The 15,544-nt window shown below is 69.0% G+C and carries 16 protein-coding genes and 1 tRNA gene; 8 read left to right on the top strand and 9 right to left on the bottom strand.

Annotated features, from left to right (window positions below):
* The first annotated feature begins 79 nt into the window (after positions 1–79).
* Positions 80–961, top strand: a complete 882-nt coding sequence (locus tag BLQ63_RS25150) for an IS5 family transposase (protein ID WP_091030119.1) — start codon at positions 80–82, stop codon at positions 959–961.
* Positions 962–1,012: 51 nt separating this feature from the next.
* Here the strand turns inward: BLQ63_RS25150 and BLQ63_RS25145 are convergent, their stop codons facing one another.
* Both BLQ63_RS25145 and BLQ63_RS25140 read right to left on the bottom strand, forming a co-directional pair.
* Positions 1,013–1,897 carry a CHAD domain-containing protein gene (locus BLQ63_RS25145; protein ID WP_091040289.1) on the bottom strand — a complete coding sequence of 295 codons (885 nt, stop codon included), beginning with the start codon at positions 1,895–1,897 and terminating at the stop codon, positions 1,013–1,015.
* A gap of 135 nt (positions 1,898–2,032) precedes the next feature.
* Positions 2,033–3,169 (bottom strand): lytic polysaccharide monooxygenase, encoded by a 1,137-nt coding sequence (locus BLQ63_RS25140; protein ID WP_091040288.1) that lies wholly within the window; start codon positions 3,167–3,169, stop codon positions 2,033–2,035.
* Positions 3,170–3,363: 194 nt separating this feature from the next.
* Between BLQ63_RS25140 and BLQ63_RS25135 the strand changes: the two genes are divergently transcribed.
* Positions 3,364–3,822, top strand: a complete 459-nt coding sequence (locus BLQ63_RS25135) for a peroxiredoxin (RefSeq protein ID WP_091040287.1) — start codon at positions 3,364–3,366, stop codon at positions 3,820–3,822.
* Positions 3,823–3,968: 146 nt separating this feature from the next.
* On the opposite strand, the gene rdgB is transcribed toward BLQ63_RS25135, so the two are convergent.
* A complete protein-coding gene (gene rdgB / locus BLQ63_RS25130; protein ID WP_091040286.1) occupies positions 3,969–4,553 on the bottom strand; it encodes an RdgB/HAM1 family non-canonical purine NTP pyrophosphatase in 585 nt (194 codons plus the stop codon).
* A complete protein-coding gene (gene rph, locus BLQ63_RS25125) occupies positions 4,550–5,278 on the bottom strand; it encodes a ribonuclease PH (RefSeq protein WP_091040285.1) in 729 nt (242 codons plus the stop codon). The genes rdgB and rph overlap by 4 nt, the downstream gene beginning before the upstream one ends.
* Before the next feature lie 199 nt (positions 5,279–5,477).
* Here rph and BLQ63_RS25120 point away from each other — a divergent pair.
* Positions 5,478–5,559: transfer RNA gene (locus tag BLQ63_RS25120), tRNA-Leu, on the top strand.
* A gap of 114 nt (positions 5,560–5,673) precedes the next feature.
* Here BLQ63_RS25120 and BLQ63_RS25115 read toward each other — a convergent pair.
* The 4 genes from BLQ63_RS25115 to BLQ63_RS25100 all read right to left on the bottom strand — a co-directional run bounded on the left by BLQ63_RS25115 (position 5,674) and on the right by BLQ63_RS25100 (position 9,496).
* A complete protein-coding gene (locus BLQ63_RS25115) occupies positions 5,674–6,279 on the bottom strand; it encodes a hypothetical protein (protein WP_091040284.1) in 606 nt (201 codons plus the stop codon).
* A gap of 373 nt (positions 6,280–6,652) precedes the next feature.
* A complete protein-coding gene (locus BLQ63_RS25110; protein ID WP_091040283.1) occupies positions 6,653–7,231 on the bottom strand; it encodes a hypothetical protein in 579 nt (192 codons plus the stop codon).
* A 64-nt stretch (positions 7,232–7,295) separates the two neighbouring features.
* The gene (locus BLQ63_RS25105) at positions 7,296–9,113 is read right to left on the bottom strand and encodes an alpha/beta hydrolase (protein ID WP_091040282.1); all 1,818 of its coding nucleotides are present in this window, start codon (positions 9,111–9,113) and stop codon (positions 7,296–7,298) included.
* 8 nt (positions 9,114–9,121) lie between these two features.
* Complete coding sequence (locus BLQ63_RS25100; RefSeq protein WP_091040281.1) at positions 9,122–9,496, bottom strand: hypothetical protein; 375 nt, start codon at positions 9,494–9,496, stop codon at positions 9,122–9,124.
* A 431-nt stretch (positions 9,497–9,927) separates the two neighbouring features.
* On the opposite strand from BLQ63_RS25100, the gene BLQ63_RS25095 reads away from it, so the two are divergent.
* Positions 9,928–10,593 carry a hypothetical protein gene (locus BLQ63_RS25095; protein ID WP_143015083.1) on the top strand — a complete coding sequence of 222 codons (666 nt, stop codon included), beginning with the start codon at positions 9,928–9,930 and terminating at the stop codon, positions 10,591–10,593.
* A 45-nt stretch (positions 10,594–10,638) separates the two neighbouring features.
* On the opposite strand, the gene BLQ63_RS25090 is transcribed toward BLQ63_RS25095, so the two are convergent.
* A complete protein-coding gene (locus BLQ63_RS25090) occupies positions 10,639–11,562 on the bottom strand; it encodes a DMT family transporter (protein WP_091040279.1) in 924 nt (307 codons plus the stop codon).
* On the opposite strand from BLQ63_RS25090, the gene BLQ63_RS25085 reads away from it, so the two are divergent.
* The 4 genes from BLQ63_RS25085 (at position 11,561) to BLQ63_RS25070 (ending at position 15,542) form a co-directional block, all read left to right on the top strand.
* Positions 11,561–12,964, top strand: coding sequence for an aminotransferase-like domain-containing protein (locus tag BLQ63_RS25085; protein ID WP_091040278.1), 1,404 nt, complete (start codon positions 11,561–11,563; stop codon positions 12,962–12,964). The genes BLQ63_RS25090 and BLQ63_RS25085 overlap by 2 nt on opposite strands.
* 73 nt (positions 12,965–13,037) lie before the next feature.
* Positions 13,038–13,256 (top strand): hypothetical protein, encoded by a 219-nt coding sequence (locus BLQ63_RS25080; protein WP_091040277.1) that lies wholly within the window; start codon positions 13,038–13,040, stop codon positions 13,254–13,256.
* Positions 13,257–13,356: 100 nt separating this feature from the next.
* A complete protein-coding gene (locus BLQ63_RS25075) occupies positions 13,357–14,064 on the top strand; it encodes a response regulator transcription factor (protein ID WP_245681086.1) in 708 nt (235 codons plus the stop codon).
* Entirely contained in the window at positions 14,061–15,542 is a 1,482-nt protein-coding gene (locus tag BLQ63_RS25070) for a sensor histidine kinase (protein ID WP_177155099.1), read from the top strand. The genes BLQ63_RS25075 and BLQ63_RS25070 overlap by 4 nt, the downstream gene beginning before the upstream one ends.
* Positions 15,543–15,544: the final 2 nt, after the last annotated feature.

The following is a 15,544-nucleotide window of genomic DNA, read 5'->3' as shown; positions in this document are numbered from 1 at the left end:
CTAGGCAGCGTTTGAGAACAGTGGGAGCCTCCAGTTAGTTTTGTTGTGTCGCAACGAAACTCAATACTGGAGGCTCCTGGTGTCAAGCGTACCGGTTCCTGCCGTGCTCACCGATGGTCAGTGGCGTCACCTGCGTCGCTGGTTGCCTGCCCCGGCCCCGACCGGCCGACCGATCACCAGATCGCGCAGAACGCTGGTCGATGCGATTGCCTGGCGGGTCCGGGTGGGAGCACCCTGGCGGTTCCTCCCGCCCAGTTTCGGTCCCTGGCAGACGGCGTACTGGCTGTTTCGCACCTGGCAGACCGAGGGCGTCTGGCCCATGATCGTCAAAGCGATCTGGACCTTCCTCGATGCAGCCGGGCACCTGACCTGGACCGTCAGCGTCGACTCCACCACCGTGCGCGCCCACCACGCCGCGGCCGGAGCCGGCCGGCGGCTGGTCCCCGGTGAACCCGACGACCATGCGCTGGGCCGCTCGCGGGGCGGCTGGACCACCAAGATCCACCTCGCCGCCGATGCCAGCCAGACCGTGCTGAGCTTCAAACTCACCGCCGGGCACATGGCCGACTCCCCGCACCTGCCCGGTGTGCTCGATGACATCGGCGTGCCTCGGCCCGGGCCGGGCAGGCCCCGAACCCGGCCGTACCGGGTCCTGGCCGACAAGGGCTACCCGTCCCGGGCCAACCGTGCCTACCTGCGCCGGCGTGGCATCCAGGCGGTGATACCCGACCGGGCCGATCAGCAGCGCAACCGCACCGCGAAGGGCCGCCTCGGCGGGCGGCCCCCCTCGTTCGACCGCGAGATCTACAAGCAGCGCAACACTGTTGAGCGAGCCATCGGCCGTCTCAAGCGCTACCGCGCCGTCGCCACCCGATACGACAAACTCGCCGTCCGATATGAAGCCACCATCCAGGTCGCCATCATCCTCGACTGGAAACCCGAGTTCTCAGACGCTGCCTAGACCGACGGACGCGGCGGGCACCCATCGGGTGCCCGCCGCATCGCTCTTTCCTCAGCGCCAGCGGTCGACCATGGCCGTGGCGGCCGCGTCGATCTCCTCGCCGAGCTGGTGCAGGTGCTCCCGCTCCAGGTCGGCCAGGCTCGCCGTCAACCGGTCGGCGCGGTCCGAACCCGGAAGGCGCAGCAGCCAGTTGCGGGCGACGAGGGCCTGCCGGTACTGCGTGAGCAGGTGTTCGAGCGCCGACACCGGCACGAGCACGTCCTCGGCGGCCCGCCCCAGCGCGGGCTCGGCGGCCTCGGCGAGGAAGCGGGCCTCCCGAGCGGCCACCCTCGCCTGGTCCCTCGCGGTCGCGAGGTCGGTGGCGTAGCTGAGCTTCCCGTAGGTGTCGAGCAGATGCGCCTTGGCCTGCGAGAGCACCCCCATGAGCGAGGACGCGGGCTTGTCGCCGTCCCTGGTGAAGTGCGCGTGCTCGGCGAACATCCGCACCTGGCCGAGCAGTACCGCGACCCACGCCTGCGAGTGCACCCGCTCGATCATCCGGTAGGACTCGCGCATCTCCTCTTCAAGGGCCGCATACCATTTCGGGTACTCCGGGACGGTGAGGCCGAGCTGGTCGAACCGGTCGGCGAAGTGGACGCGCAGGCGCTCCAGGTCCTCGGTGTGCTTGAGAGCCGCCAGGAGCTGGTCGAGCTGCGGGCCCCCGTGGGGCGTCTGCGTGAACAGATGCTCGTAGCCGCGGATCGCCGTGCGCAGGCGATGGATCGCGATGCGGACGGACCCGGCGGAGCCGGGCGCGTGCCGCTCGGTGGCGGCGATCGCGCTGTTGAGCGCGTCGACCTGCGCGTTGATGTAGGACCGGATCACGACCCCCGACCGTGTGGATGCCGTGATCGTCTCGGACGCGGCCCTCATCGGTGCCGCTGCGGCTGCTGACATGGCTCCTCCCCCCGGAAGACCTGCTGTGTCGAGTATTCCAGCGGGTTCCCGGAGGGAGGAGTCGAAGCGGCTATTTTGTTGATGATCATTCAGGTTCTGGACGGGAGTCCGTCACCTTCGCGAATCACCCGGTTGTCACCCGGGGATGCAGTCCATCGTCGGCATGGTCGACAGCGTGCCGGTGACGTTGAACCCGAAGGTCGCCGATCCGCTCGAACTGATCGTGCCGTTCCAGGCGGCCGGGCCGGCCATCTGCATATCGCCCATCGACGAGATCGTGGTGCTCCACGAGTCTCTGATGGTGATCCCGGAGTTCGGCGGCCACAGCCAGTGGATCATCCAGTCGCTGACCGGGGCCGTACTGGTGTTCCTGACGGTGATGTTCACCGTCGCGCCGCCGTTCCACGACGAGACCGAGGCGGTCGCCGTGCAGGCGCCCGTCGGGTTGCCGGTCCCGGGGTCGGTGGGGTCGTCGCTGGTCGGGTCGTCGGTCGGGTCGACCACGCCGCCGTCGTTGCCCGGGAGGTCGGCGCCGGGACGGATCCCGGAGACCTCGCCGTTGCCGCCGTCGAAGACGACGTCGGAGCAGGCGTAGAAGTTCTCGTTGGAGTCTGAGCGCACCCAGTGCGTGAAGACCATGTGGTAACCGGACTTCTGCGGCAGCGTCAGGTTCGCGTAGTAGTAGTGGTCGTTGCTGCCGGGCCCGCCGTTGGAGGCCGGGTTCGTGAAGGTCTGGAACTTCTCGAGGTCGTCCCAGCCGATCGGCTGGTTCGGGTCCCACCCGTTCTTGGTGATGTAGAGGTCGAACTTGCCGGGGTGGTGGGCCCAGTTGTTGTAGCGCCACTGGACGGTGTCGCCCGCGGTCACGTGGGTCTTGGGCCAGTTGCCGGGGTCGTTGAACGCCGAGAAGTCGTACGGGCCGCGGCCGCCGCCGTTGCAGATCTGGCCGTCGGGGATGTACCCGACGGTCTGACCCGCGCCGTTGGAGTCGAGGTTGCCGAACCAGTTGTAGAACGCGTTGGCGCCGCCCTGGTCGAGCGCGGACTGGCAGGCCTCGTTGTACGGGTCGAGCGCGCCGTTGCCGCTGAGCGCGTCGAAGTAGCAGAGGTACTGGCGGGAACCGGGGAAGACCGTGGCGCCGTGCGCCTGAGCCTCGTCCCTGGTGAACAGCGTCGTGATGGTCATCGCCGCGACAGCGGCCAGGACCAGCGACATGACGGCGGCGATTCGGCGGCGTCTGCCGCCTAGCGCCACCGTTGTTGTGGTGGACATGGAGTTACTCCTTTGCCGGTCATGGAGCGCTCCCAACCTGGCCCCGTGAGCCAAAAGCGATCTGGTGGACTACTACTGACAGGAAACTCTTATATTCGAGTGTATCTATATTGTGGGCCGGAGCGCAATCACCCCCCCGATCACGGGACCTCGGACCCGCCTCAACAGCCCGCCGGACGGATAGGCTGGGCTTCATGGACATCGGAGACACTGCCCCGGCATTCACCCTCGACGACGAGACCGGCCAGCAGCGGAGCCTCGACCAGCTCCTCGAAGACGGACCCGTCGTCCTCTTCTTCTACCCGCTCGCCATGTCGGTCGGCTGCACCGCCGAGGCCTGCCACTTCCGCGACCTCGTCGCCGAGTTCAAGGCCCTCGGGGCCACCCCGGTCGGCATCTCGCGCGACAGCGTCGAACGCCAGGCCGCCTTCGCCGCCGAGCACACCCTCGGCTACCCGCTCCTGTCCGACCCCGACGGCGAGGTCGCCGAGTCGTTCGGGGTGCGGCGCAAGCTCACCATCGTCCAAACCAAGCGCAAGACCTTCGTCATCGGCGCGGGCCGCGAGATCATCGGCGCGGTCAAGAGCGAGCTCAACATGAACGCCCACGCCGACAAGGCGCTGGCGATCCTGAAGCAGCGCCAGGCCGCATGAAAAAGCAGAGGCGGCCCGAAGGCCGCCCCTGCGATCACGTTCACGTGCGCTTAAATCCTGGTCGCCAGTTCTCGCCTGCACTTCAGATTCCGGTCGCAAGCTCCCGCCTGCGCCTCAGATTCCGGTCGCAAGCTCCCGCCTGCGCTTCAGATTCCGGTCGCAAGCTCCCGGAATGCCTTCCCCCGATGCGAGACGGCGTTCTTCTCGGCAGGACTCAGCTCGGCGCTGGTCCGGTCGAAGCCCTCGGGAGTGAAGAGCGGGTCGTACCCGAATCCGTTGACGCCCTTGGGTTCACGACCGACATGGCCGGGCATCTCACCGTGCACGACGAGTTCGCGCCCGTCGGGCCACACGATCGCGGCCGCGCACACGAACTTGGCGCCGCGCAGCTCGTCGGCGACGTCCGCGAGCTGGTCGAGCAGCAGGGCGTTGTTCGCCGCGTCGTCCTTCGCGGCCCCGGCCCAGCGGGCCGAGAGGACCCCCGGCATGCCGTTGAGGGCGTCGACCGCGAGGCCCGAGTCGTCGGCGATGGTCGCCAGGCCCGTGTGCTTGACGCCGTCGCGGGCCTTCAGCAGCGCGTTCCCGGCGAAGGTCAGCTCGGTCTCGGGGGTCTCGGGGTACTCCTCGACCGCGTCGAGGCCCACGAGTTCGACGTGCGGGGCCGCCTCGGCGAGGATCTGGCGCAGCTCGTCCACCTTGCCCGCGTTGCGGGTCGCCAGGAGCACCCTCACGGGCTCAGGAGGGTCCGGGCCTGGAGGCCGGCGAGTTCCTTGCAGCCCTTGAGGGCCAGGTCCAGCAGGGTGTCCAGCTCGGAGCGGTTGAAGACCGCCTCCTCGCCGGTGCCCTGGACCTCGACGAAGTCGCCTTCACCGGTGCAGACCACGTTCATGTCGACCGAGGCGGCGACGTCCTCCTCGTACGGCAGGTCCAGCACGGGGACGCCGTTGACGACGCCGACGCTGATCGCGGCGACCGAAGTGGTGAGGATCTTGTCGGGCTTGCGGGCGAGCTTCTGGTCCTTGAGCCAGTCGACCGCGTCGTGCAGCGCGACATAAGCACCGGTGATCGCGGCCGTGCGGGTACCGCCGTCGGCTTGCAGCACATCGCAGTCGAGCGTAATGGTGTTCTCGCCGAGGGCCTTGAAGTCGATACAGGCCCGCAGAGAACGGCCGATGAGGCGGGAGATCTCGTGGGTCCGGCCGCCGATCTTGCCGCGGATGGACTCGCGGTCGGAGCGCGAGTGCGTGGAGCGCGGGAGCATGGCGTACTCGGCGGTCACCCAGCCTTCGCCGGAGCCGCGGCGCCAGCGCGGCACGCCGGGGGTGACCGAGGCGGTGCAGAGCACGCGGGTGCGGCCGAACTCGACGAGGACCGAGCCCTCGGGGTGGTCGGTCCAGGAGCGGGTGAACTTCACGGGGCGCAGCTCGTCTGCGGCGCGCTTGTCAGGTCGAGTCATCCGCACCAGCCTACGGGAACCCCCAGGCGTGTGACACACTAGTTGCTGCTCAAATGAGAGCGACGGCACGCGCCGCGACCAGGTCCCATCCCGAGGCCGCAGCGCGCAGAAGAAGCCGGCGTCAACGGGCCTTCGGCCCGCGGCGCCGACGGAAACACGCGAGTGGCGACGGTACTTTTCCGTCCGCCATTCACGCTACGCGCGAGTGGCGGAACTGGCAGACGCGCAGGATTTAGGTTCCTGTGTCTAAGGACGTGGGGGTTCGAGTCCCCCCTCGCGCACTTGGTGGCATGGGCGTGTCGGCACGGGTATGGGCATGAAGAGCGGTTGGAGCGGGCCGCTGCGAAAACTGCCGCCCTCGATGTACTCAGGAGTGCAAGTGATGAACCTCAAGGTCATTGCCTGAAGGAGCCATGGCCCGTCTCTCCCGGGCCGGACTCTCGGCTCCAAGGGATCATCGCGGCTCCAGCTCCTCGAAATGGAGCGATCGCGTCGACGCTTTCAGATTCCGACTCTTCCGGAGTCTCGATCACGCAGTCCTTGGTGCTGTCGTTCTCCGGTGTGACGCCACCGAGAGGGGGGCCGCATACCGGTTCGCCTTCGGGCTCGATGCACGCCACCTGGGAGTGAATGACAATCTGGCCGAGGACGTTCGAATACCAGACGTTGACGCCGTCCGGTCGGGTGGCCTGGATATCGGCGATGTCGCCATCGACGTCATCGCGCTCGCCGTGGACTTCCCATCCGATCGAGGGCCAGTATTCCTTGAGGACCGCGAAGTACTCCTTGGTCACCAGGTCGGAGCCGATGGTCTCCTCCGGAAAGGTGTAGTTCACCTCGTAGGATTCGCGGCCTTCCTCCGCGCATTCGAGCTTGAGCGTCGTGCGCTGCTGAAAGCCGGGAAAGTTCGGGAGCCCTTCGATCGTCTGGGCGACGGCCTCGTCCATGCGAAGAAAGGCCTCGCCCCGGTTGAACTCGAGTTCCGGCAGGTCTCGGGACATGGGTGAGCATCCTCCGATGGTGGTTGCGGTCAGAACGGCGACACATATGGTCGCGGCTTCGCGCCGAGCGTTTCGGAGACTCATGTGACCTGGTCTCCGTTTCCAGTGAAGATCTTCGCCATGTTGTCTCTGGCGGGATTTCCCTCATCCCAGTAGTTGCTGTGGGCGTCCTTGGGATCCCCGCTTATGCCGTCGCTGTCGAACGAGGTTCCGCCGAATCCGGGGTCGAAGCCCACCTCCTGAGCTGAAGGTGCGTTACCCGGCAGGCATCTTCTCGTAGGGGCGGCGGACAGCGCTGGATCGTCGTGGAAGTCGCACAGTTGATCAGCAGCCCTCACATGTGTCCCAGGAAGGTTTCGGAACCCGCCTTCTGTCAGTTGTCGCTCGGGCTCTCCGAGGCACTGGCGAATGGATCGGTCGCCTCGCCGGCTGCATCTTCCGGAGGGTTCATGCGGTTCTGCACGGCCGCGTCGTTTTCGGGAATCACGCCGCCTGCCGGGGGGATGTAGTCGGGTTTGTCGAAACCTTCGGTCGCCGGGATACAGCCGGTCTGGACGGCGAAGGAGACGCTGCCCGAGACCGTCCACCACAGGTTGATCCCGTCGGCTCGCTCGGCTTCGAGCGAGCCGCGACCGGTGCTCGCGTCGATGGAGTCCTGGTGCACCTCGTAGCCGGCCGCGGTCCACTGGTCCCGCAGCAGGTCGGTATAGGTCGTCCGCACTAGGTCGGATTCGGAGTTCGGGCCGTCGAAGGTGTACGCGATCTCCAGCGACACCCATCCCTGGTACTGCTCCCCGAGCGACTCCTCGCAGTCTTCGGGCGAGTAGTACATCCGAGACTTGAAGCCGGGGAAGTCGGGAAGCCCCGCGATCGTGTCGAGCACGGTCTGCTCCATAAGCGGATAGGCTTCGGCTTCGTCGAAATCGCGTTCGGGAGGCGGATTCCGGTTCATGGAGCATCCTTGTACGGCGAGTATGAACGCTGCAAGAAGGGCCGGCAGAATTCGTCGCATTTCGTTATCCTCGCTGGCCGGTGATGATCTCGGCCATCGTCAGGCGAGCGGGGTTTTCGTCGCCTTCGGCGTTGTCCTTGAGATATCCGCTGTGGATCTTGGTACCACTGTCGCCGATGGCCTCCGCGTCGAAGACATTGCCTCCGAATTCCGTGGAGGTGGGATCGGCGCCCATCGCACCGGTGCCGACGGCGAGCTCGATGACGTCGTCTTCGGCGCGTGTCGACCAGACGTCGTCCCCACCGACGCTGAGTTCCTCCGCAGTGCCGACCATGAGCCCCGGACTGGCGATGTCGATGATCTGGTCGGCCGCGATCTGGTACTCGGCTGCCGTCGCCCCGGTCGCCACCGTGCCGTACGAGTGCCCTATCAAGGTGGTGTGGGCATCCCCGCCATGAGCGGCGTCGACGCCCTCGAGGAAGGAGTTCAAGCCTGATCGGGAGTCGAGGGCTTGATCATCTCTCCATGCTTCAGGGGCGAAGGGCCCGTCCTGCGTGACCGGCACGGCGTTGTCGGGGGCGTCATAGTCCAGCCACATCACCACGGCGGTTTTCTCACCGTCGATGCCGAAGCGTTCGGCGTCAGCTTGGAGCGTCGATGCATCACCGACGAGTCCCCCGATGCCGCCCAGGTCGGAAGTGGTGCCGGGGACGTAGACGGCAGTATGGTGAGCGGTGTCGGGATCCCCTACCGATACCACGGCGGTACCGTCGTTGCTGGTGTCGAAGTCGATGAGGAGGAGCGGCTCTCCGGAGTCGGAACCTGCGTTCAGTGCTGCCTGCAACGCGGTGGCGTTGTCGTACTGCGTTTGGAGTTCGCCGAGTTCCAGCTGGAGATTTCGGTATTCCTCCGCATTTGTGGTGCTGGACCCATCGGCCAGCATCTGGTCCAATCGAGTCTGGACCTCCGAGATCCGAGCACCGGTGGTGTCGATCTCTGTCGTCAACAGATTCTGGTTGACATCGTTTCGCGTAGCGGACGGTATGCCGTCAAGGCCGCCGATCAAACCGGGGTGGGATCCGATGAGGTCAGCGCGTTCGTCATCGGTGAGGCCGTTCCACCAGTCGTTGACGCCAGTCGCGGTGGCTTCGGAATCACCGGAGGCGAGCTCTTGGAGAAACTCGGCGTGGCGCTCGGCGTCGGCCTCCTCGTAGCCGTCGATGAGGTCGTCGTAGGTGGCGCCGATCGGTGGTGGCTGCTCGGCCGGGGTGTCGATGATCGACTTCAGGATCGCGGCGGCATCGTCGTCGGCGTTGTGGGCGCGGGTCATGATCGCCTTCAGCACCTCGGTCAGCTCGCCCGCAACGGTTTCGGCTGCCGCGATCAGGCGCTGACGGGACTCGTTCTGCCCGAAGTCGGAGGCGAAGTCTGATTCCTTGACGCCTGCGCGTTCCATCAGTGCCGCAGTCGCCTCCAGCGCGGCGATCCGTTCATAGTGTCCGTCGGATACGACCACATGCGGGTCGCCGGATCCTCCTTCGAACCGGTACTCACCGGTCACCGCTTCGATGAGGTCGAAGAGCTGGGCCTGGCATTCGGTGAGTTCGACGTGGGCGTCTTCGAGGGTCGCCCTGATCTTGACCATCGCGTATTCGTGCAGGTCGTCTTGGATCGAGTCGGCCAGCAGGTCGGCTTGGCGGCGGACGTCGTCGGCCGTTGCAGAGTCGAAGTTCTCGGTGCCGAGGTGCTTCTTGACGACGTCTTCGGTGATGATCTCGGCCTGCGCGACCATGTCGTTGATGTAGGCGTCCCACTGCCCGGCCAGTGACTTCAGGGCGCCGAAGTCCGTCTCTTTCAGGTCGCGCCAGTGCATCTCGCTCATCAGTGCTCCTACCAGTCCGGGCGCGCGGAGGCGTTCTCGGCGGCGCGGCCGGGATAGCGGTCGAGGTCGGCGAGGGTCGCGAAGTCGTGGGCGGAGAAGTCGTCGATCTCGACCGCCTGCTCTGCGCAGACGGCCAGGTACTCGCCGAGGTTGCCGACCAGGCCGGTGAAGCCGAGAACGCGCTGCACGCACCAGAAGTCCGATGCGGTGGTCAGCGCCTCGCCGATCGCGCAGTGGGCGTTCGCGAACGCGGTGGCGACGCTTCCGGTCTCGGCCCGTAGGCCGCTCGTGATGGTGTCCACTTCGGTCTCGACGCCGAACAGGACCTCCACCGCCTCGTGCACCTTCTCCGGGGCCATGGAGAAGACGTCAGCGCCGGACATCGGTCGACTCCTGGAGATCGATGGGCCGCCAGGCGGTTCCGGTACGGGCATGGGAGTTCATGGGCGTCGCTCCTGGATCTGTGTCGCGGTACGACCTGGGGCCAACGGGGCTGGTCGGGGCGGCGTCGACTTCGACGGTGAAGTACGCCTGGTGTGGGAGTGGCTACCAGGGGTCAGGTCATCATGGCATACGGGTGCGACATGTTGTGGTCTGGCCGGTTTAGTCCGCTTGGGCGATGCCGAGGAGGTGTCGTCAGGTTGCGGGGCAACCTGTTCGGGAGGTTCGCGCGTATGGACATTGATGGACGCCATTGTGGGCGTATCGGTTGCCCCGAGGTCGGAAATGATAGCTATCGCATAGTTTATTTAGTTATCTGCGTTATTCCGCTATAAAGGTGGCAAGTGAATGGTTCTACCGAAAGGTGATCTTCATGTCCGCTTTCAACAGCACCGCCAAGCGCACCGCCGTGGCCGCGGCGGCCGCCGCCGCGGTGTTTCTTCCGGCTGCCGCCGCCAGCGCCCAGGAGCCCGAGATCCCCGCCGAAGGGTGGGAGTACTCCGAGGCCTGGGACTTCGTACGGGACGAGTACACCGCCGAGTCCCAGGCCCAGACCGACGAGGCGCTCGCCGAGCACTTCGGGGACTGGACCTTCGACAACTCGCTGGAGACGGTCCGGCTCCAGAACTACTTCCTCGACGGTGAGAACGAGACCCCGGTGCAGCGCAAGTTCCGCGCCGACTACTACGTCGACCAGACCGGCGAGGGCTTCGAGGTCGCGCTCTACGTGCCCGGCGGCATCACCGACGGCATCCAGGACCTGACCTCGGGCGACCCCGTCGACGGCCACTACCTGCTGCACTGCAGTGTGGGCGACGAGTGCGGCGAGACCGAGCTCGAGGACGGGACCGTCGTCGGCTGGACCACCGACGGGACCTCCATCGAGGCCGCCGCGTTCCACCCCGACGGCTCGGTCGCGACCGTGTGGTGGGGCTCGTTCGAGGACGACAAGCTCGACGTCACCGTCGAGCAGATCACCGACCTGGCGGCCGACCTCGACACCGAACCGGTGTGGCACGCCCTGAACGCCGACGCCTGACCGGCGCCGTTGCGGCCCCCGCCCAGTCGAGGCGGGGGTCGATCGCTATTCCCTGGGCCGCAACCGGGTGCGGACGGCGAGGGCCGCGCACGCGATGACGGCGAGGCCGCCCGCGAGGGTCGTCCAACGCAAGGGCTCGCTCAGGATCAGCGCCGACCAGGCGATCGTCAGCACCGGCTGCACCAGCTGGGTCTGGCTCACCTGGGCCATCGGGCCGAGCGCGAGGCCCCGGTACCAGGCGAAGAAGCCGAGGAACATGCTCACCGCCGACAGGTACGCGAACGCGGCCCACTCGACCGGCGCCGCATCCGGGAGACCGTCGCCGAGCGAGAGCGCCGTCGCGGCCGCCATCACCGGCGCGCCGAGGACCAGCGCCCACGAGATCGTCTGCCAGGAGCCGAGTTCGCGCGAGAGCAGGCCGCCCTCGGTGTAGCCCACCGCGGCCGCCGCGACGGCGGCGAACAGCAGCAGGTCCGGCCAGCCGAGCGAGCCGAAGCCGCCGTTGCCCAAGGCCGCGAACGCGACCGCCGCCGTCGCACCCGCCGCGGCCGCGATCCAGAACGCGGTCGGCGGGCGCTCGCGGGTGCGGATCACCGTGCAGACGGCGGTCGCGGCCGGCAGGAGCGCGATCACGACCGCGGCGTGGCTCGCCGACGTGTGCTGCAAGGCGAACGAGGTGAGCATCCCGAACCCGGCCACGACCCCCGCGGCGACGACCGCGAGGCGCAGCCACTGGGAGCCGGCCGGCCGGCGCTGGCGGGTGACCGCGAGCGCCGTCGCGGCGAGGGCCGCGGCGATGACGGCGCGTCCGGCGCCGATGAACAAGGGGGACATGCCGCCGACGGCGACGCGGGTGAGCGGGACGGTGAACGAGAACGCCAGCACGCCCAGCAGGCCCCACCACAGTCCGGTCGGCGCCCGCGATAGCACCGGCGTCGCGATGGCGGTAGCGCTACTATGTTCTCTCATGATCAACGATAGCAGTGAGCGGATCGCCGCGGCCCTGCGCGAACGGGTGGCCGCCTCGCCGCCCGGCGCGCAGCTGCCGCCGACGCGCGCGCTCGTCGCCGAGTTCGCCGCCAGCCCCGTCACCGTCCAGCGGGCCCTCAGGACCCTCAACGCGCAAGGCCTGGTGGAGAGCCGGCCCGGCGTCGGCACGTTCGTGCGGGCCGCCCGCACCGCCCGCCCCAGCGACTACGGCTGGCAGACCGCGGCCCTCGGCTCCCCGCGGGCCCGCATCCCCGGCAACCCCACCGCGCTCAAGACCGCCGGCCACGACACGATAGCGCTCCACTCGGGATACCCCGCAAGGGAACTCCTCCCCGAACGCCTGGTCAAGGCCGCGTTCGCGCGCGCCGCCCGCAGCGACGCCGCGATCAGCCGCTCGCCCGCCACCGGCCTGCCCGAACTGCGCTCCTGGTTCGCCGCCGAACTCGCCGAAGCGACCCCCGCCGGCGTCGGCCCGCCCTCGCCCAGCGACGTCGTCATCGTGCCCGGCAGCCAGAGCGGACTCAGCTCCGCGTTCCGCGTCCTCGTCGGCCCCGGCCGCCCGCTCCTCATCGAATCGCCCACCTACTGGGGCGCGATCACCGCCGCCGCAAGGGAAGGCGTCGAAGCCGTCCCGATCCCCTCCGGACCCGACGGCCCCGACCCCGCCGTGCTCGCCGCCGCGTTCGAGCGGACCGGCGCCCGCGCCTTCTACGCGCAGCCGAACTTCGCCAACCCCACCGGCGCCCAGTGGTCGCCCGAACTCGTGACCGCAGTCCTCGACGTCGTGCGCGGACACGGCGCGTTCCTCATCGAAGACGACTGGGCCCGCGAATTCGGCATCGACGCCGACGCGACCCCCGTCGCCGCCCGCGACGAAGGCGGCCACGTCGTCTACCTCCGCTCCCTCACCAAGAGCGTCTCCCCGGCCGTGCGCGTCGCCGCCGTCATCGCCCGCGGGCCCGCCCGCGAGCGGATCATCGCCGACGCCAGGGCCGAGGCCATGTACGTCAGCGGCCTCCTCCAAGCCGTCGCACTCGACGTCGTCGGCCAGCCCGGCTGGCGCACCCACCTGCGCAACCTGCGCCACCAGCTCGCCGCCCGCCGCGACCTCCTCGCCCACAGCCTGCGCGAACACGCGCCCGAGGTCCACCTCACCGCCATGCCCCGCGGCGGCCTCAACCTGTGGGCCCGCCTGCCCGACGCCACCGACCTGCCCGCGCTCACCCGCGCCTGCGAGGACGCCGGCGTCCTCGTCGTCTCCGGCGACGAATGGTTCCCCGCCGAACCCACCGGCCCCCACCTGCGCCTCAACTACTCCGGCCCCGACCCCGGCGCCTTCCCCCAAGCCGCCCAGGCCATCGGCCGAGCCCTCCGGCCCTGATCGATGCGGCCATGTGCGCCCCAGTTCACGTCCAGTTCGCCTCCCGTCCGCCTTCACCCGCGACATTCGGGACATGAACGCAGCCGACGACGTCGCGCGGGTCGCCGCCCTGGCGGTGGCGGTCCAGCACTCCGCCCTCCTTCCCCAGGAAGAGCAGGCCGCACTCCTGGACCGGTACCGCCGCCTGCGCGAGCACGTCCTCCGCACCGGCACCGCCGAGGACGCCGCCCGGCTGCTCGCCATCGACGAGGCCGCCGGACCCAGGCCCAAGCGGACCCTCACCCGCGCCTGAACCCGGCACCGGCAACGATTTTGACCTTCCTCTGAGGTTCCTCCCAGCAAGACCGGGGCCCCGCCGGATAGGCAGTCAGGGCACTCACGAAGGAGCCCTGGTGACCGAACCCGCCGAGAACAAAGACCGCGTCCTGGTCGTCGACGACGAGGAGAACATCGGCGCGCTCATGTCCGCCACCCTCCGCCTGACCGGATTCGACGTCCGCGTCGCCCGCAGCGCCGCCGAAGCCCTCGCGGCCGCCGCCGCGTTCGAACCCGACCTGGTCGTCCTCGACGTCATGCTCCCGGACATGGACGGCTTCGAAGTCGCCAAGCGCCTCCGGGCCGAACGCGACCTCCCCGTCCTGTTCCTCACCGCCCGCGACGCCGTCCGCGACCGCGTCACCGGCCTCACCGTCGGCGGCGACGACTACGTGACCAAGCCCTTCGACCTCGAAGAGGTGATCCTGCGCGTCCAGGCCGTCCTGCGCCGCACCAAGGCCGCCGCCCCCGCCGAGGACCGCGTCCTGCGCTACGCCGACCTCGAACTCGACGAGACCGTCCACGAGGTCCGCCGCGCCGGCCGCGCCATCGAGCTCTCGCCCACCGAGTTCAAACTCCTGCGCTACCTCATGGTCAACGCGGGCAAGGTCGTCAGCAAGACCCAGATCCTCGACCGCGTCTGGAACTACGACTTCGGCGGCAACGGCCGCATCGTCGAGTCCTACGTCTACTACCTGCGCAAGAAGATCGACGTGACCGAACCGCCGCTCATCCAGACCGTCCGCGGCTTCGGCTACGCGCTCCGGGAGCCGAGGGCGCGATGAGGCGCCCGCGGACCTGGCGCCACTGGACCGTCCGCTCCCGCATGGCCTTCACGATCGTGACGCTGTGCGCGCTCGCGCTGGCCGCCGCGGTCCTCACCGCGACCGCGCTGCTGCAGAACGTGCTCACCGACCGGATCGACGAGCAGCTGGCGACCTCGGCCGAGCTGTTCGAGCGGACCGAGCCGCGCCAGAGCGACGACGGCGCCCCCGAATCGGGCGCCTTCCAGCCGCCCGTGGAGGGCATGCCCGACAGTCCGAAGGTCTTCGTGTACGACGCCGCCGGGAACCTCCTGCACGGCCTGGGGGACGAGGACATGAGCGAGCTGACCGGCCTCGACGACCTGCCCGCGCTCGCGGGGCGGACCGTCACCGTGGAGGACGCCGACGGAAACTCCTGGCGCGTGCTCGTCGAGGCCGACGCGGACTCCGGCGGGCACACGGTGTTCGCGCTGTCCTCGGCGTACGTGGGCGCCGCGACCGAGTCGCTGCTGCTCATCGGCGGCGCCGTCACGCTCGCGATCCTGCTCCTGCTCGCCGTCAGCGCCTTCTGGGTCGCCCGGATCGGCCTGCGCCCCCTCGATCGCATGCAGGCGACCGCGGCCGCGATCGCCGAAGGGCGCCTTGACGAGCGGGTCGCGGACACCGACCCGCACACCGAGACCGGGCGGCTCGGCCACGCGTTCAACACGATGCTCGCCAGGATCCAGGAGGCCCTCGACGCGAGCGCGGCCTCCGAGGCGCGGCTGCGGCAGTTCCTCGCCGACGCCTCGCACGAACTGCGGACGCCGCTGACCTCCATCAAGGGGTTCGCGCAGCTGTACCGGCGCGGCGGCGTGCCGCCAGGGGCGGTCATGGACGAGACCATCGGCCGGATCGAGGCCGAGTCGCAGCGCATGGGCCTGCTCCTGGACGACCTCATGCTGCTCGCGGCCCTCGACCGCAGGCGCCCGCTCCAGCGGGGACCGGTCGACCTGCTCGGCGTCGCGGCGGACGTCGTCGGCGACGCGCACCTGCGCGTCCCCGGCCGCTTCATTGCCTTGGAGCCCCTGCACGGCGACGACGAGTTCCTCGACGCCGTCGACGTCCGCGGGGACGAGCCGCGGCTGCGCCAGGTCCTCACGAACCTCGTCGCCAACGCCCTGCGGCACACGCCGCCGGACGCGCGGATCACCGTGCGCCTGGGATGGGGCCGCCGGCCCGGGCCGCGCGCTCTGGCGCAGATCGGGGAGACCCCGCCCCTGCCCGCGGCGGTGGTCGAGGTGGCCGACTCGGGCCCGGGCGTCGCGCCCGAGCACGCCGAAGCGGTCTTCGAGCGGCTCTACCGGGTGGACCAGGGCCGCGCCCGCGGCGCCGAAGGCGGCTCGGGGCTGGGCCTGTCCATCGTCGCGGCGATCGTCAGCGGCCACGGCGGCTGCGTGCGCCTGTCGCGCACGCCCGGAGGCGGGGCGACCTTCCGGGTGCTGCTGCCGAGGTCCTGAGG

This window comes from Glycomyces harbinensis, from assembly GCF_900101745.1.
GTDB lineage: Bacteria > Actinomycetota > Actinomycetes > Mycobacteriales > Micromonosporaceae > Glycomyces > Glycomyces harbinensis.
This window is presented reverse-complemented; position numbering and strand designations above follow the sequence as displayed.

Coding starts and splice junctions, on each gene's coding strand:
- BLQ63_RS25145 (WP_091040289.1), bottom strand. CDS start 1,897: ATGTCAGCAGCCGCAGCGGCACCGATGAGGGCCGCGTCCGAGACGATC.
- BLQ63_RS25140 (WP_091040288.1), bottom strand. CDS start 3,169: ATGTCCACCACAACAACGGTGGCGCTAGGCGGCAGACGCCGCCGAATC.
- BLQ63_RS25135 (WP_091040287.1), top strand. CDS start 3,364: ATGGACATCGGAGACACTGCCCCGGCATTCACCCTCGACGACGAGACC.
- rph (WP_091040285.1), bottom strand. CDS start 5,278: ATGACTCGACCTGACAAGCGCGCCGCAGACGAGCTGCGCCCCGTGAAG.
- BLQ63_RS25115 (WP_091040284.1), bottom strand. CDS start 6,279: ATGTCCCGAGACCTGCCGGAACTCGAGTTCAACCGGGGCGAGGCCTTT.
- BLQ63_RS25110 (WP_091040283.1), bottom strand. CDS start 7,231: ATGAACCGGAATCCGCCTCCCGAACGCGATTTCGACGAAGCCGAAGCC.
- BLQ63_RS25105 (WP_091040282.1), bottom strand. CDS start 9,113: ATGAGCGAGATGCACTGGCGCGACCTGAAAGAGACGGACTTCGGCGCC.
- BLQ63_RS25100 (WP_091040281.1), bottom strand. CDS start 9,496: ATGTCCGGCGCTGACGTCTTCTCCATGGCCCCGGAGAAGGTGCACGAG.
- BLQ63_RS25095 (WP_143015083.1), top strand. CDS start 9,928: ATGTCCGCTTTCAACAGCACCGCCAAGCGCACCGCCGTGGCCGCGGCG.
- BLQ63_RS25085 (WP_091040278.1), top strand. CDS start 11,561: ATGATCAACGATAGCAGTGAGCGGATCGCCGCGGCCCTGCGCGAACGG.
- BLQ63_RS25090 (WP_091040279.1), bottom strand. CDS start 11,562: ATGAGAGAACATAGTAGCGCTACCGCCATCGCGACGCCGGTGCTATCG.
- BLQ63_RS25080 (WP_091040277.1), top strand. CDS start 13,038: ATGAACGCAGCCGACGACGTCGCGCGGGTCGCCGCCCTGGCGGTGGCG.
- BLQ63_RS25070 (WP_177155099.1), top strand. CDS start 14,061: ATGAGGCGCCCGCGGACCTGGCGCCACTGGACCGTCCGCTCCCGCATG.